The organism is Thermosynechococcus sp. QS41, from assembly GCF_031583515.1.
Taxonomy (GTDB): domain Bacteria; phylum Cyanobacteriota; class Cyanobacteriia; order Thermosynechococcales; family Thermosynechococcaceae; genus Thermosynechococcus.
In genome coordinates this window covers 1,101,216-1,116,623 of record NZ_CP134181.1, presented here as the reverse complement: position 1 = coordinate 1,116,623, position 15,408 = coordinate 1,101,216, and the positions used below count along the sequence as shown (strand labels likewise).

13 protein-coding genes are annotated in these 15,408 nt (G+C 55.0%); 6 read left to right on the top strand and 7 right to left on the bottom strand.

Annotated elements, in window-relative coordinates; all coding sequences use genetic code 11:
* Nucleotides 1–36: 36 nt before the first annotated feature.
* The gene (locus RHJ80_RS05200; protein WP_310801602.1) at nucleotides 37–468 is read right to left on the bottom strand and encodes a hypothetical protein; all 432 of its coding nucleotides are present in this window, start codon (nucleotides 466–468) and stop codon (nucleotides 37–39) included.
* 129 nt (nucleotides 469–597) lie between these two features.
* Between RHJ80_RS05200 and murA the strand changes: the two genes are divergently transcribed.
* A complete protein-coding gene (gene murA, locus RHJ80_RS05195) occupies nucleotides 598–1,917 on the top strand; it encodes a UDP-N-acetylglucosamine 1-carboxyvinyltransferase (RefSeq protein WP_302679034.1) in 1,320 nt (439 codons plus the stop codon).
* On the opposite strand, the gene RHJ80_RS05190 is transcribed toward murA, so the two are convergent.
* The 4 genes from RHJ80_RS05190 to RHJ80_RS05175 are packed head-to-tail and all read right to left on the bottom strand — an operon-like array spanning nucleotide 1,873 to nucleotide 6,867.
* Nucleotides 1,873–2,445 (bottom strand): hypothetical protein, encoded by a 573-nt coding sequence (locus RHJ80_RS05190; RefSeq protein ID WP_310801601.1) that lies wholly within the window; start codon nucleotides 2,443–2,445, stop codon nucleotides 1,873–1,875. The genes murA and RHJ80_RS05190 overlap by 45 nt on opposite strands.
* Nucleotides 2,445–3,074: a methyltransferase domain-containing protein gene (locus RHJ80_RS05185; RefSeq protein ID WP_310801600.1), complete on the bottom strand. Its 630-nt coding sequence runs from the start codon at nucleotides 3,072–3,074 to the stop codon at nucleotides 2,445–2,447. The genes RHJ80_RS05190 and RHJ80_RS05185 overlap by 1 nt, the downstream gene beginning before the upstream one ends.
* Complete coding sequence (locus tag RHJ80_RS05180; protein WP_302679031.1) at nucleotides 3,071–4,879, bottom strand: proline--tRNA ligase; 1,809 nt, start codon at nucleotides 4,877–4,879, stop codon at nucleotides 3,071–3,073. Before RHJ80_RS05180 ends, RHJ80_RS05185 begins: the two co-directional genes overlap by 4 nt.
* Nucleotides 4,880–4,932: 53 nt before the next feature.
* Complete coding sequence (locus RHJ80_RS05175; RefSeq protein ID WP_310801599.1) at nucleotides 4,933–6,867, bottom strand: hypothetical protein; 1,935 nt, start codon at nucleotides 6,865–6,867, stop codon at nucleotides 4,933–4,935.
* 221 nt (nucleotides 6,868–7,088) lie between these two features.
* On the opposite strand from RHJ80_RS05175, the gene RHJ80_RS05170 reads away from it, so the two are divergent.
* The 5 genes from RHJ80_RS05170 to RHJ80_RS05150 all read left to right on the top strand — a co-directional run bounded on the left by RHJ80_RS05170 (nucleotide 7,089) and on the right by RHJ80_RS05150 (nucleotide 12,803).
* Complete coding sequence (locus RHJ80_RS05170; RefSeq protein ID WP_399364969.1) at nucleotides 7,089–8,027, top strand: DMT family transporter; 939 nt, start codon at nucleotides 7,089–7,091, stop codon at nucleotides 8,025–8,027.
* Between the two features lie 62 nt (nucleotides 8,028–8,089).
* The gene (gene cpdA / locus RHJ80_RS05165) at nucleotides 8,090–8,875 is read left to right on the top strand and encodes a 3',5'-cyclic-AMP phosphodiesterase (protein ID WP_310453415.1); all 786 of its coding nucleotides are present in this window, start codon (nucleotides 8,090–8,092) and stop codon (nucleotides 8,873–8,875) included.
* Between the two features lie 69 nt (nucleotides 8,876–8,944).
* Nucleotides 8,945–10,630 (top strand): B12-binding domain-containing radical SAM protein, encoded by a 1,686-nt coding sequence (locus tag RHJ80_RS05160; protein ID WP_310438437.1) that lies wholly within the window; start codon nucleotides 8,945–8,947, stop codon nucleotides 10,628–10,630.
* 117 nt (nucleotides 10,631–10,747) lie between these two features.
* A complete protein-coding gene (locus RHJ80_RS05155; RefSeq protein WP_206201360.1) occupies nucleotides 10,748–11,092 on the top strand; it encodes a helix-turn-helix transcriptional regulator in 345 nt (114 codons plus the stop codon).
* 79 nt (nucleotides 11,093–11,171) lie between these two features.
* Nucleotides 11,172–12,803 carry a CTP synthase gene (locus RHJ80_RS05150; protein WP_302676581.1) on the top strand — a complete coding sequence of 544 codons (1,632 nt, stop codon included), beginning with the start codon at nucleotides 11,172–11,174 and terminating at the stop codon, nucleotides 12,801–12,803.
* On the opposite strand, the gene RHJ80_RS05145 is transcribed toward RHJ80_RS05150, so the two are convergent.
* Both RHJ80_RS05145 and RHJ80_RS05140 read right to left on the bottom strand, forming a co-directional pair.
* On the bottom strand, nucleotides 12,786–13,046 hold the full coding sequence (locus tag RHJ80_RS05145; protein ID WP_310744192.1) for a FeoA family protein: 261 nt from the start codon (nucleotides 13,044–13,046) through the stop codon (nucleotides 12,786–12,788). The two genes, RHJ80_RS05150 and RHJ80_RS05145, sit on opposite strands and share 18 nt — an antisense overlap.
* Complete coding sequence (locus RHJ80_RS05140; RefSeq protein ID WP_310801598.1) at nucleotides 13,043–15,220, bottom strand: CHASE2 domain-containing serine/threonine-protein kinase; 2,178 nt, start codon at nucleotides 15,218–15,220, stop codon at nucleotides 13,043–13,045. The genes RHJ80_RS05145 and RHJ80_RS05140 overlap by 4 nt, the downstream gene beginning before the upstream one ends.
* Nucleotides 15,221–15,408 lie beyond the last annotated feature (188 nt).

Genomic DNA, 15,408 nt, shown 5'->3' with positions numbered 1-15,408 from the left:
TCTTCTCAAAGAGTTTGCCAATCCCTTGGGCAATCCCTAATCAAACCAACCAATTTCCGCATCCCCAAGGGGAGAGGCATTGGGATTGGGGATGGGAATTTCATTAACAAGGGGCTTAAATCCCACATCCTCAAAGCGGTAGGGCTGAGGCGCCGTGAGTTGGCGAATGACTTCTTTGGCCTCTTCAAATTCGGCTTCTAGGGTCTGATGGCGGGTTTGGAGGTTCTGAAGCTCAGTTTCGAGGGCTTGGGCGCGATCGCGCCACGTTTGCACTTCCTGTTGCAGTTGCTCTATCTGGGTACTGTGAGCGGTTTTCTCAGCTTCTGCCGCTGCTAACGCTGCTTTGAGGGCGGCCAGTTCTTGCTCTAGTTCTGCCTTGGTGGGCTGGTGTCGACTCCGCTTGCTGGGCGCTTGACGCTGTTTAGCTGCCTCTTGCCGCAGTAAATCGCTGAGGTTTTGGTGTTCCATCCAATCCTTAAATTATTTGCAAAACAACAGGCGTGCATTTGTCCCTCTTTTGTTAATACTGATCTTTGCATAAAATTCGCACTGATAGGATATAATCGCTTGGAATTCTTTTGGCTGTGAGAGTGAAATATGCTAACCTCGACCGCAACGCCGCTGACCACAGAGCAGGCACACCTCAAGATTCAGGGGGGCTATCGGTTATCGGGGGAGGTGAGGATTAGCGGAGCCAAGAATTCAGCATTAGTCTTGATGGCGGCGGCACTCTTAGCAGCGGATACAACCATTCTTCGTGCAGTGCCTGACTTGGCGGATATTCGTCGCCTTGGGGAAATTTTACAGGCATTGGGGGTCAAGGTACACCGCCTCGGTAGTGAAGCGATCGCCATTGATGCCACGGAATTAAATACCAATGATCCCCCCTATAGTTTGGTCAGCCAACTGCGGGCGAGTTTCTTTGCCATTGGTCCATTGGTGGCACGGTTGGGGATTGCTCGTGTTCCCTTGCCCGGCGGCTGCGCTATTGGCGCTCGTCCGGTGGAACTGCATGTGCGCGGTCTGCAAGCGATGGGAGCCGAAGTCACGATTGACCACGGTGTTGTTACCGCCAGTGCCCCCAAACTGAAGGGAACCCGCATCTATTTGGACTATCCCAGCGTTGGTGCAACGGAAACCCTGATGATGGCCGCCACCCTTGCCGAGGGGGAAACCACGATTGAAAATGCCGCTCAAGAACCGGAAGTGGTGGATTTGGCCAACTTCTGTATCGCCATGGGGGCAAAAATCTATGGGGCAGGCACCAATTCGATTACCATTGTTGGGGTCGATCGCCTCCACGGCACTGAATACGAAATTATCCCCGATCGCATTGAAGCGGGCACATTTCTCTTGGCGGCTGCCGTCACCCGCTCGGCCATTACATTGGCACCGGTCATTCCCAGTCACCTAACACCTGTGGTTGCCAAACTGGAAGAAATGGGAGCGAGGATTGAATTTCCCGATCCCACCCGTGTCCGCTTTACCCCTGCGCAGCGCTATCGTGCCACCGACATTGAAACGCTCCCCTACCCTGGCTTTCCCACGGATATGCAGGCCTTGATGATGGCGTTGCTGGCCATCAGTGAGGGGAATAGTTTAGTCAGCGAAACGGTGTTTGAAAATCGCTTTGGCCATGTGGCTGAACTCAATCGCATGGGCGCTGATATTCGCGTCAAGGGAAATCACGCTGCCATCCGAGGGGTGCCCTATCTTTCGGGTGCACCGGTAACAGGTACGGATTTGCGTGCCACAGCGGCTTTAGTCGTTGCTGGACTGGCTGCCCACGGCGAAACCCACGTCTATGGCTTGCAGCACTTAGATCGGGGCTACTGGCAAATTGAAGCCAAGCTGCGGGGTTTGGGTGCACAGCTAGAGCGTTATGTTCCGAGTACAGCCCCTTCTCCAGTGTTTTAGTCCGTCCTTGGGGGCAAGTGCCATCTCGGTTCCCATACCCCCTGCCCATTGCATCATCACGTTCCCCAGCACTGCAGCCACTGTCGGCGTCCAATACTCCCAGGCTCTGAGGGGTAAGGCTAATGCCCCCCAATAGGCACCAAAAAGACAGCTTAAGAGAAGACCAGCACTGGGTTGCTGCTTGATAACAATTTCATGGGCTAATTCTAAGTCCCACGGGGCGATCGCCAAGGCATAGCGGATCACCTCTCCTCTCTCTAGAGGTACGGCCAAAGGCTCAGGTGCCCAAGCCGCCGCGAGGTATTCATGGAGTAGGGTCTGAATCTCCTGCAACGCCGCGGGGACTGAGATCAAAGGTTGATCCCATGATGCCAACAACTGCGGCAGCTGAACGGGCCACTCCCCTTGGTTGGGGGTTAACCATTGGTGGGGTAGTGTCTGGGCTAGATAGATATCCTCTTTAGCGATGCCCCACAGAAGTCCAAGGAGGGCACCGCGAAACTGCTCATAGACGCCTCCTCTGACCATCACGCCGACTGCTTTTGACCCACGACAGCATAGAAAGGATCAGTAAATCCCAGCCAAGGCCAGCGACGGGGCAGCTGGGTTTCTACCACCTTGAGGGAGGGAATGCTATCAATGTAGGTTTGCACCAAGCGCAGGCGATCGCCCTCGGTACCCTCGCGCCACGCCTGAATCGCCTTCTCAAAAAACATGCGATTCGAGAAGCTGACAATGACCACCCCTTGGGGGTTGAGGATACGGGCAATTTCTGTAAAAGTGGCCTCAGGATACTGGAGGTACTGCACCGACACCGCCATCAAGACAGCATCAAAACTGGCATCCTCTAGGGGCAAGGCCAACTCTTCATTAAGATTCTGAACGAAATAACGATCCAAGCGGGGGTTGCGGGCTAGCTCCGCCGCATTCATCCCATGGCCCACCACTTCCGCAAAGGATAGCTCTGGTGGTAGATGGGACACCCAACTACTCATTAAGTCCAAAACCCGCATTTGTGGCTGCAGGTATTCGCGGTAGAGATCCGTGAGGCGGGCAAGAAAGAAATCATCCACGTGGGTAACAAAGCGCGGTGCCGCGTAAAAGAGATCATCGCTGCGGCTATCCAGTTTCGTGCGCTGGTAGGGATTGAGAATCATCGACCTAACTGCTGAGCAATCTCCTTTTGAAGATAACGAACAACTTCGCTTATAGGGAGGGTGGATTTGGCACCGCTTGCGCGGATCACGAGTTCCACTTCACCATTGGCGATCGCCCGCCCCGTCACTAGGCGATAGGGAATGCCAATGAGATCCGCATCTTTGAATTTCACCCCTGCCCGCTCATCGCGATCGTCGAAGAGCACCTCAATTCCTGCCGCCTGAAGCTGATCGTAGAGGTCAGTGGCCACCTGCATTTGCTGCCCATCCTCGATGTTGGGAACGACAATGATCACTTGATAGGGGGCGATCGCCAGCGGCCAAATAATGCCCTGTGGATCGTGGTGCTGCTCCACCGCCGCCTGAGCCAAGCGGGAAACCCCAATGCCATAGCAGCCCATCACCAGTGGCACCTCTTCCCCCTGTTCATTGGTGTAGGTGGCCTTCATTGCCTCAGAGTACTTTGTCCCCAACTGGAAAATATGGCCAATTTCAATGCCACGGGCGGTCTCTAGGTGCTGTGTTGGATCGTGGCAGGCGCGATCGCCGGCTTGGGCTTTGCGAACATCGGCGACAATGGCCGGTAATGGACAGGATTTGCCCCAATTGACACCGACACGGTGCTGTTGATCGCGATTGGCTCCTGTAATAAACCGCTTTAACTCCGTTACGGTGTGATCGGCAATGCGAATCCAGTGGGGAATGATCTGGGGATCGGCTTTAATAACGCCGTCCTCTATGTCAGGGCCAATGTAACCAAAGGGAATGGGGGTGGCTGCCCACTCTTGGGCGGTATTGGCATCCGCCACCCGCAGATCCAGCAATTTCGTTGCCCCGTAGTTGGGCGCAAGGGAAGTGAGGGTGTTGTGCAGCTTGACGCTATTCACCTCTTGATCGCCGCGAATACTCACCAACACCAGACCCACCCGCCCATTATCGAAAACCGTTCGATAGAGGACATTTTTGACAATTTGCGTCGGATGGCACTGCAAGTGCTCAACAAGGGCATCAATGGTTGCTGTATTGGGGGTATCTAGTGTCGCCACCTTTTTGTAAGTTGTGGGCACCGCGTCAGGGGGCAGCGAAACGGCCTTTTCCACATTGGCGGCATATTGGCCGTCAGCCGTATAGAGCACTTCATCTTCGCCAGCGGCAGCCAGCACCATAAACTCATGGGATCCCGATCCGCCAATGGCACCCGAATCCGCCTCCACGGCTCGAAACGTCAGGCCACAGCGCTGAAGAATACGGCTATAGGTGTCGTACATCACCTGATAGGTTTCCTTGAGGCTGGCCACATCGGCATGGAAGGAGTAGCCGTCCTTCATAATGAATTCTCGTCCCCGCATCAGACCAAATCGCGGGCGAATCTCATCGCGGAACTTTGTTTGAATTTGGTACAGGTGAACGGGCAACTGACGATAGGAGCGAATCAAGTCCTTAGCGAGGGTGGTGATGACCTCTTCATGGGTCGGCCCTAGTCCCAACTGCCGCTCAGCGCGATCGGTGAGGGAAAACATAATCCCTTCGGCCTTGGTATAGGTGTCCCAGCGTCCCGACTCTTGCCACAGTTCAGCGGGTTGCAATTGCGGCAGCAAACATTCCAAAGCACCACTGCGGTTCATTTCCTCACGGACAATGGCGCTCACTTTTTGCAGCACTCGCCACATCAAGGGCAGATAGCTATAGATGCCACTGGCAATCCGCCGAATATATCCCGCCCGCAGCAATAATTTGTGGCTGGGAATTTCTGCTTCCGCTGGATCATCGCGAAGCGTGACAAAAAGCATTTGCGAGAGACGCATAGCTGGGCTACCGATACTGCACAGAGCCTCTATTTTACGATGACCAGCGATCGCTAGGGGGTAGCCATTGGTTCGGGATCCGCTGCTGGCGGTTGAACAGGTGTCGGCGTCGGGGCAGCAGTGGCTTCAGGTGTCGGTGCAGGTCTGGCAGGGGTAACCGTGGTTTCAGGGGTGGGAGATGCCTCAGGGGTGGGTGCAGGGGTAGCAGCCTCTGGCGTGGGTGTTGCTGGCGGAGCTGATGTTGGTTCGGTGACTGGTTCAGAAGTCCTTGGTGTTGCTGGCGGAGCTGATTCTGGTTCGGTGATTGGTTCAGAAGTCCTTTCAGGAGTACTGGGGGGGCTTTCCCACCAAGCGGGCGTGGGTGCTGCCTGTTGCCGTTGGCGCACACTGAGTTCATAGTCCCACTGCCAGATGCGATTGAGAGCTTCACGGTAGAGGGCGCGATCGCGACCAATTTGCTCAGCGGTTTGAATGGCTTCCTCTAGTTTGCCTTCCCGTGCCAAGCGAATCGCTCGATCCAGAATCGGACGATCCTCAATTTCTTCCAGTTTTTCCTGCCACTCGTTGCGGTAGTTGGCCACTACAGAAGCAAGCACAGCATTGCTGGGGAAGTATTGCAGAACCCCTAGGGCGGCCTGATACTGTTTCTGTTCTGCGAGGGCGATCGCCGCATGGAGCAAGGGCTGCTCATTAATCGTACGCAGATCCCGCTGCCAAAGGGCAATCAAACCTTGGGCTTGGCCCCGTTGCGGCTGACCAAGGGGCACCTGCCGAGCTTGAGCAATGGCCAAGGCATACCCCCAGCGCAGATGAGAATTGGCGAGCCACGATGCCCACTGAAGATGCTGCTGGTTGCGCAACTGCTGCTGCCATGTTTTGAGGTAGGCCTGAGCCGATTCATAGAAGGGATCCGTGGTGGGAATCTGCTGCACGCGGGCGATCGCTTCCCAGTAGCCCAAAACCGTTCCCTTGGCCGCAAGGGCTTTGGCCTGCCCCAAGATGACAATCGGGCGATCGTGGTAGGACACATCGAGAGCGGGGGCAATTTTTTCAATCAGTGCTAGGGCACCCTCGCGATCACCGGCCGTTAAGCGTTCTTCAGCGTACACAAACACTTCAGGAATCCAACGGCGAATATCCGCTTGGGCTTGGGAATAAACAACCGCCTCGGGGGGAATTTGCAGAGCCAGCATGACCGCCTCGGCCAGTTCATTGGCTGTTAACCAAGCCGCCAAATCCCGTGCCTGCACCAATTGAACCCACGCATCCTGTTCTTGGGAGATACGCACCGAGAGCTTTTGTGCCTGTTCGCGCCAGTAGTCGGTGCCCAACTGGTTCATCAGTTTCACTTGCAGTAATGCCAACCCCCAGTCCTGCTGGCGCAGCGCCGCCTCTGCCGTGGCCAACAAGTTTCCCCCTTCTCCCACATTCGTTGCGGTCAGTAGCTCTTGAGCTTGGGAGTAGCTCGCTGCGGTGGTGGGGATTTTTTTCAGGAGCAGCGTTGCCAGATCAATATTGCCTTGGCTCAACTGTTGGCGGGCAATCACGAGTAGGGCGGCTGACCATTCATCCACACGCCGCTTTGCTTGGGGAAACAGGGGGTGATCTTCGGGCCACTGACTGACGGTTTCAATGGCTTGAGCCAGAGAGGGTAAGTTGCCGTGGAGGGCGGCTTGATCGGCACAGTAGAGGCGATCGCCATCGCTCATGACGAGGCCGGAGTGACGACAATCGGGCAAGGGGGGTAAAACCAATAGCCAAGCACTGGCGGTCATCAGGGTTACGCCGGAGATTAAAAAGGGGATGAGCCAAGGCCACCCCTCATATGCCATGAGTTGTTGACGATAGGCTTGCCAGCGGGAGGGAATAGATTCAACAGCTGTTGTTACCGCAGGGGCGATCGCTAGCTCCGCTGACTTAGGAACCCGCCGGAACCACCGTTGCCAAACCTCTAGTGCTTTCATTTCCTGCTGCGGCTCCTCACCCACTGCCTGCAATTTCCCTAGGATGCTAGGGAGGTCGTTAGAACTTGTTATAGCAAATCAACTTGGCAATTCCCTCCTGAAGTTGCCGTTTCCCACGGCAGGATTATAATTTAAGGATACGAATCGCAATAATCCTTAACATTTCTCCTGATTTTGCAACGCCTGTGACCGCACTCTGGCAACGCTTGATTTTAATTTCCCCCTTTTTCTTTTGGGGAACTGCCATGGTGGCCATGAAAGAGGTGATGCCCCATACCTCGCCGCTGTGGGTTGCCGGTGTGCGCCTTGTGCCCGCAGGCCTGTTGGTTTTAGCGGTGGCGATCGCCCTCGGTAAGCCCCAACCCAATAGCTTACGGGCGTGGGGATGGATTAGTCTTTTTGCCCTTGTGGATGGCTTTTTATTTCAGGGGTTTCTGGCCACTGGCTTAGCAAAAACGGGAGCCGGGCTGGGTTCTGTCATGATTGACTCCCAACCCCTTGCGGTGGCATTGCTGTCCCGCTGGCTATATCAAGAGCGCGTTGGCGGCTGGGGCTGGCTGGGGTTATTTCTTGGCTTAGTGGGCATTAGTGGTATTGGTCTAGGCGATGATCTCTTGACGTTGCTCCATCAACCCAGCGCATGGCAAGGTATTCCTTGGGGACAGTGGTGGCAGCGAGGTGAACTGTGGATGCTGTTGGCTGCCCTCTCAATGGCCGTGGGAACCATTCTCATGCGTCCCTTGGCACGCTATGCGGATCCCGTTGTGGCTACCGGCTGGCACATGGTCTTGGGCGGGTTGCCCCTCTTGCTCTTGCCGAGCCTGAATACCCCAGCACCTTGGGCGGCTCTACAGTGGCCGGATGTCTTTAATTTGGGCTATGCCACCCTCTTCGGTAGTGCCCTGTCCTACGGTGTCTTTTTCTATTTCGCTGCCAAGGGGAATCTGACTAGTCTCAGTGCCCTGACCTTTCTCACCCCAGTATTTGCCCTCACCTTTGGGCATTGGTTCTTAGGGGAAACCCTGAGTCAGGTTCAGTTGGTGGGGGTGGGGCTAACGCTCATGAGCATTTACATCATCAATCAGCGCCAAGTGCTTGGGCGGTGGTGGCAACAACTCCCCTTACCCGCCCGCTTGCGGGAATCAGCAACTTCGGTCAGCGTTAAAGTAGTCGATCAAAAGTAGTCGATTAACCTCAGTCAAATAGGTCAGTTTCCTGCCCAGCGTCCCCACACCCCAGCAAGTCTATGAATGATCCCTTTCACCTGATCCAGTTATCAGATCTGCATCTATTTGCCACAGATGAAGGCAGACTCCTTGGCCTGCCCACGGCTCAATCCCTAGCTGCTGTTTTAGGGGTAATTCACCGTCATGCCCCTGCTGCCCTGCTGTTGACGGGAGACTTGGCACAGGAACCCGTTGCCACCACCTACGACCGTTTGGCCACTGCTTTCAGGGACTTTACCTGTCCCGTATATTGGATTCCCGGTAACCATGATGAACCAAGGGTAATGCTGCCGGCGCTGGAACGTCCGCCGCTGAGGGGCGATCGCCAGATCAATCTTGGGACTTGGCAAGGCCTGCTCCTCAGTTCCCAAGCGGATGGCAAAGTCCATGGTGAATTGCGTCCTGAAACCTTAAGCTGGCTAGAGGCAACCTTGAGTCGCGGGGGCGATCGCCCCACATTCATTGCCCTGCACCATCCCCCCTTTGAGACCGGTGCCCCATGGCTTGATAGTAGCCGCCTACAAAACCCTGAGCACCTTTTTGCTGTGTTGGATCGCCACCCTCAAGTCAAACTCGTCCTCTTTGGCCATATTCATCAGGAATTTGCCACCGAGCGGCAAGGGGTAATGTATCTCGGCTGCCCCTCCACCTGTATCCAGTTTTTGCCTCGCGCTCCTGAATTTTCCCTTGAACCCATTGGTCCCGGTTTTCGTCATCTGTCGTTATACCCCGATGGCACCTTTAGAACCCACATTGAGCGGGTTGAGATTCCCCTCACATTGGACTTTAGTGCCAAAGGGTACTAAAACCTAGGCGATAGCCACATTTGTAGGCTATACCTATTGAAAAGTGCGTGTAGGTAGGAGTGGTGGGCTATGAACCTCAGTCGGAGCACCGATGAGATTAAACCGGTTCCCGAGATGACCAGTGGTCGAGTCCCCTATACCCCCCGCAATCATCGCCGTATTCTCTGCATTTTCCCCCGCTATAGCCGCTCCTTTGGCACCTTTCACCACGCCTACCCCCTCATGGGCACGGTGCGCGCCTTTATGCCACCCCAAGGGATTTTGTTGGTGGCCGCCTATCTTCCAGAATCTTGGGAAGTGCGCCTGATTGATGAAAATGTACGGCCAGCAACCGATGCTGACTATGCTTGGGCTGATATTGTCATTACTAGCGGCATGCACATTCAGCGGCCACAAATTTTAGAAATCAACGACATTGCCCATCGTCACGGTAAACTCACTGCCCTCGGCGGGCCTTCGGTCTCCAGTTGTCCGGAATACTATCCCGATGTGGATATTCTCCACCTAGGGGAACTGGGGGATGCCACCGATAAAATGATTGCTTACTTTGACGAGTACGGCAGCCAGCGCCCGCCCCAACAACTGATCTTTGAAACCACGGCACGGTTACCCCTGAGTGAATTTCCTGTGCCTGCCTACCAGCACGTGCGCATGGAAAATTACTTCCTCGGCAGTGTGCAGTTTTCTAGTGGCTGTCCCTTTCGCTGTGAGTTTTGTGATATTCCCGAACTCTATGGCCGCAATCCGCGCCTGAAAACGCCGCAGCAAATCCTCAAGGAACTGGATACAATGCTGGCTTCTGGGAATCCGGGGGCGGTCTATTTCGTTGACGATAACTTTATTGGCAATCGCCGCGCGGTGACCGAATTACTGCCGCACCTCATTGACTGGCAAAGGGCCAATGGCTACCCGCTGCAATTTGCCTGCGAAGCGACCCTGAACATTGCCCAAAGCCCAAAACTCCTAGAAATGATGCGGGAGGCCTATTTCTGTACCATTTTCTGTGGCATTGAAACCCCGGAACCTGAAGCCCTCCACGCCATCCACAAGGATCAAAATCTAAGTATGCCGATTTTGCAGGCGGTGCAAACCCTCAATCGTTACGGCATGGAAGTGGTTTCTGGGATCATTATTGGCTTTGATACCGATACACCCCAAACGGGCGATCGCATCCTTGAGTTTATTCGCGCCTCCCACATTCCCACTCTGACAATTAACCTGCTACACGCTCTACCGCGTACGCCTCTCTGGCGCCGGCTGGAAGCAGAAGGCCGCCTCAACCATGATGAAAACCGCGAGTCCAATGTTGAGTTCCTCATGCCCTACGAAGAGGTGGTGGAAATGTGGCGCCGCACCATCACAACAGCCTATGAACCCGAATTTCTCTACGAGCGGTTTGCCTATCAAATGGAACACACCTATCCCAACCGCATTGCAGTGCCGAATAGCCCAGCTCGCCTCAGCCGCGAAAATATCCTGCGGGGACTGCGGATCATGAAAAATCTCCTCTGGCACGTGGGGCTTTGGGGCAGCTACCGCAAGACCTTCTGGAAACTGGCAGGGCCGGCCCTGAAAAAAGGCCAAATTGAACAAGTGATCCACGTGGGTGTGGTGGGGCATCATCTGATTAACTTTGCCCAAGAATGTGCCCGTGGGGATGAGGCGGCGTCCTTCTATGCCCAACGGCTACGGCAAAAAAACACAACGGCCACCTCACCCAAATCGGCCATCAAGTTGCCAGTGAAGCTGCGCTAACGCTCCTCGCAGCATTCCCCATCCCTAGGGTGGGCTGCTTTATTTACTGTACAGTCATATAATAGAATCATTAAGCTAAGTTATCTTGATCTGTGTCTCTAGTGTGCGATATCCCCTATGGTTGATCTCCCTTCCCCTGAGTTACTCGTCCACGTTGCCGACTATTTCAAAGTGCTGGCGGAACCGAGTCGGCTGCAAGTGCTCTGTGCCCTGAAACAGGGACGACGCAATGTCTCGGAGATTATTCAGGAAACGGGCTTGGGGCAGGCCAATGTCTCAAAGCACTTGAAAACCCTTGCTCAGGCAGGTCTGGTGCGGCGCCAGCCCCAAGGGGTTACCGTCTATTACGAAATTGCTGACCCGACGATCTTTCCGCTGTGTGATCTGGTGTGTCAGCGGCTGAAGCAGCGGATTGAAGAGCAATCCCAAATGGTCAAGGAATTGGTGCACAATTTCTCCTAGGCGCCATGCCCCAATATGCGAGAATAGTGGCGTACGTGTTACGAGTATGCCCTTTGCGGCTCACCACTAGCATTTAGCAATGACGAAATATGTTTTTGTGACCGGCGGTGTTGTCTCCAGCATTGGTAAGGGAATTGTTGCCGCCAGTCTGGGCCGCCTCTTGAAATCGCGGCAGTATTCCGTGTCAATTCTCAAGCTGGATCCCTACATCAATGTGGATCCAGGCACGATGAGTCCCTTCCAGCACGGGGAAGTGTTTGTCACCGACGATGGTGCCGAAACGGATTTGGACTTGGGGCACTACGAGCGCTTTACGGATACCCCCATGTCCCGCCTCAATAGCGTCACGACGGGATCCATTTACCAAGCGGTGATTAACAAAGAGCGACGCGGCGACTATATGGGGGGAACAGTGCAGGTCATCCCCCACATTACGAATGAGATTAAAGAACGCATTCTGCGGGTAGCGAAGGACAAAAACCCCGATGTGGTGATCATTGAAATTGGGGGAACCGTTGGCGATATTGAGTCGCTGCCCTTTCTAGAGGCCATCCGTCAGTTTCGCACGGAGGTGGGGCGGCACCATGTGCTGTTTATGCATGTAACCTTGGTGCCTTGGATTCCCTCGGCAGGGGAAATGAAAACCAAACCCACCCAGCACTCGGTGAAGGAATTGCGCTCCATTGGGATTCAGCCGGATATTCTGATCTGTCGTTGCGATCGCCCCCTTGTCCCCGGCATTAAAGAAAAGCTCTCCCAATTTTGTGATGTTCCTGTGGAATGTGTCATTCCCTCGCCGGATGCCAAAAGTATTTATGAAGTGCCCCTGCTGCTTGAGCGCGAAGGGTTAGCCACCCAAGTTTTGAGTCTTTTGAACTTGGAGCAACGGCAACCGGATCTCAGTCAGTGGCAGGCTCTGGTGGAGCGGCTCTACCGTTCCCATACCCCCTTAGAGGTGGCGATTGTGGGCAAATATGTCCGCCTCAGTGATGCCTATCTTTCGGTGGTGGAAGCCCTGCGGCACTCGGCGATCGCCCTTGATCAAGAACTACGGATCCGCTGGGTCAACTCTGAAGAAGTGGTTGAAAATGGTGTGGAAAATGCCCTCAGCAATGTGGCGGCCATCGTTGTGCCGGGGGGCTTTGGCATCCGCGGGGTCGAAGGGAAAATTGCGGCTATTCAGTACGCCCGTGAGCAGGGGATTCCCTTTTTAGGGCTGTGCTTGGGGATGCAGTGTGCCGTCATTGAGTGGGCACGCCATATTGCGGGCTTAGAAAATGCCAACAGTGCTGAGTTTGATGCCAATACCCCCCATCCCGTGATTCACCTGTTGCCCGAACAGCAGGACATTGTGGATTTGGGGGGAACGATGCGCTTGGGCTTGTATGCCTGCCGCCTAGCCCCCAATTCCCTTGCCGAAAAGCTCTATGGGGAGACGGTCATCTACGAGCGGCACCGCCATCGCTACGAGTTTAATAATGCCTATCGCAGCCTTTTTTTGGAAACGGGCTATCAAATTACGGGCACCTCGCCTGATGGCCGCTTAGTAGAAATTATCGAGTATCCGGCTCACCCCTTCTTTATTGCGGTGCAGTTTCACCCCGAGTTTCGTTCCCGTCCCAATGCGCCTCATCCTCTCTTTTACGGTTTGCTGGCAGCAGCAGCCAAGGATTCTAACCGTGAGGATGCCCAGTTAGTCCCAAGCCTCTAGATTTCGTAGCGGTTCCACAAGGATAGTGCTAGCATCTGTTGCCCGTATGGCCACATCGGTCAGGGCACCCACCCGTACGGCCAAGGTTTGACTGAAGGGGGCACGACGCAACAGGGTGACGGTTTGGCCGACCGTCAATCCCACGGCTGCAAGGCGGCGTTGCCAAGCGGGGGTTCCCTCAATGGCAGTGATGCGTGCCAGCGTCCCAAGGGGCAGTTCAGACAGCAACACAGACCGCCTCATGAAACAGATGCAGCAGGGGTTCCCAAGCGCCGCACGTCCTGAAGGGCTTCCTTGGCGGAGGGATAGCGATCGCTAAAGTTAAACTTCACCATTTTATTTAGCACTGCCGCTAGCCGCTCACTGACTGTAACGCACTGTTGCCAATCCACTTCACCCGTGCGGGGGTCTCGGGGAAGGTCGCGGGGTTTAATCCCCGTTAAAGCCTGCAGCACAATCATACCCACAGCGTAAATATCGCTGCTGAGGGTGGGCTGTCCAGAGAGTTGTTCGGGGGGGGCGTAGCCCATTGTGCCAATAATCACGGTGCTCCCTTGGGTTTGCTTCACTTCTTGGGGTTGAATTTGTTTCACCGCTCCAAAGTCAATCAGCACCAGCTTGCGATCGCTGGCACGGCGAATAATATTGTCGGGCTTAATATCGCGGTGAATCACATAGTGACTGTGGACAAAACTCAGCACTTCCAAGATTTCCCGTAGGAGTTGGGTGGCTTCGGCTTCCGTGTGTTTGCGTTTCAGCTCCTCACTTAGGGAAGCACCATCAATAAACTCCTGCACTAGATAGAATTCCTGATTTTCCTCAACATAGGCCAGCAAGAGGGGAATTTGATCGTGGCGTCCTAACTTTTCAAGGATTTCTGCTTCGGTATGAAAGAGCCGTCGCGCCACCTGCATAAAGCGCTCATCGGTGCGTCCCGGTCGCAAATGCTTGACCACACAGAGGGGGTTCCCCGGTCGCTGGGTATCCTGAGCCAAATAGGTGCGGCCAAAGCCCCCTGACCCCAAGACTTTTTGGATTTTGTAGCGACCACTGAGGAGAGAACGGGGTTTGCCGGTAATTTCTGTGGGTTCTCGCAGGGCTGCATTGAGGGCTGCCGTATCCTCGGCCATCAGCGATCGCAACAGCGCCAAGGCTTTTTCCTGTTCCTGTACTTTTTCTTGGAAAGATTTTTGCTCCTGCTGCGCTTGATAACTCACATAGCCAACCATGCCGACACTGCTGAGCACCAGGGCGATCGCCGGCGGCACCACGGGAATCCAGCCACTCCCGATCACAAAAATGCCAAAGCCGCCACCAAAAAGGAGAATGAGTCCCCCCACTACCGCGCCCCCCAACCACAGCGGTTGCCGCAACCACCAGCCAAGGACACTGCCCACCCCAGCCCACAGCAGAATCCAGCCAAGCACCACCGGCAGCGGCCAATACCAAATGGGACTTTCGCCGTCGAGGGCCGCACTCAGGAATTGACTCACCATCTGGCCATGGACAACCACCCCCGGCATTTGCTGCGTCACGGCATCACTACCGCTATAGGGGGTGAGGAAAATATCCTTGATGCTCGGCGCAGACACCCCAATCAAAACGACGCGATCGCGAATCAGGTCTTCGCTCACTCGTCCAGTCAGTACATCCGTTAGGGAAACCGTTGGCCCCACTGCGGTGCGTGAGCGGTACTTCAGCAGGGTTTGCATGCCGCGATCGTCCACCCCCACATAGCCACCGGCATCGCTGCTGAGGAGGGGAAAATGCACATCATTGAGCGTCAAACCCTTGTCATCGAGTTTGATAGTCTGAGCGGGGTCTTGTTCTAGGTAGCGCAGTGCCAGCATCAGGGCAAAGGAAAAGGGCGTTGTACACCGCTGCGCCTTAGGATTGCTGATCACAAATAGATTGCGGCGAATGACACCATCATTATCGAGGGGGATATCGGCAAAGCCCACTCGCTCTGGCACCTGTGCTGCGGGAATACTGGGTGGTGGCGGCACTTCGGGTTGCTCCGCTGTTTCCCCCGTTGATTTGCACACTGGAATAATGCGCGGGTTGATGCGAATCATGTTTTGCAGCTCGTCGTGGCCGGGGGGGTGGGGCAAATCGCGGAAAATATCCAAGCCAATGGCACGCGGGCTAGCGGCATTGAGGCGGGTGAGGAGATCGGCAACGGTAGCATCCGGCAGGGGCCACGTTTTTTGGGCTTGAATGTCCTGCTCCGTCACCAGCACTGTCAGGATACGCGAATCAGGGTCACGGGCGGGTTGCGATCGCACATAGAAGTCATACAGACTCAGTTCCGACGGCTGAAGCAGTCCCAGTTGGCGCACACCGATCACCACAGCGGCTACTCCCAGTGTGGTGGCAACAACCGGCATCGGCAGCCATTTTGGCCAAGGGTAGGGCACGATTTCAACTCCTCGCGCAATTGTGCAGCGGCGCCTTGAGAGCATCGCTAGACCGATTTTAGCGAACCGCCATCTTCCCTTTCCGCTGCTGCTAGGGGATGAGCAACGGGATAGGGGGTTAAGAAGCAGCCAATAGAGGCAACTGTTCTCTTGGTGCTAGATTCTTGGTGCTAGATGGCGATCGCTCG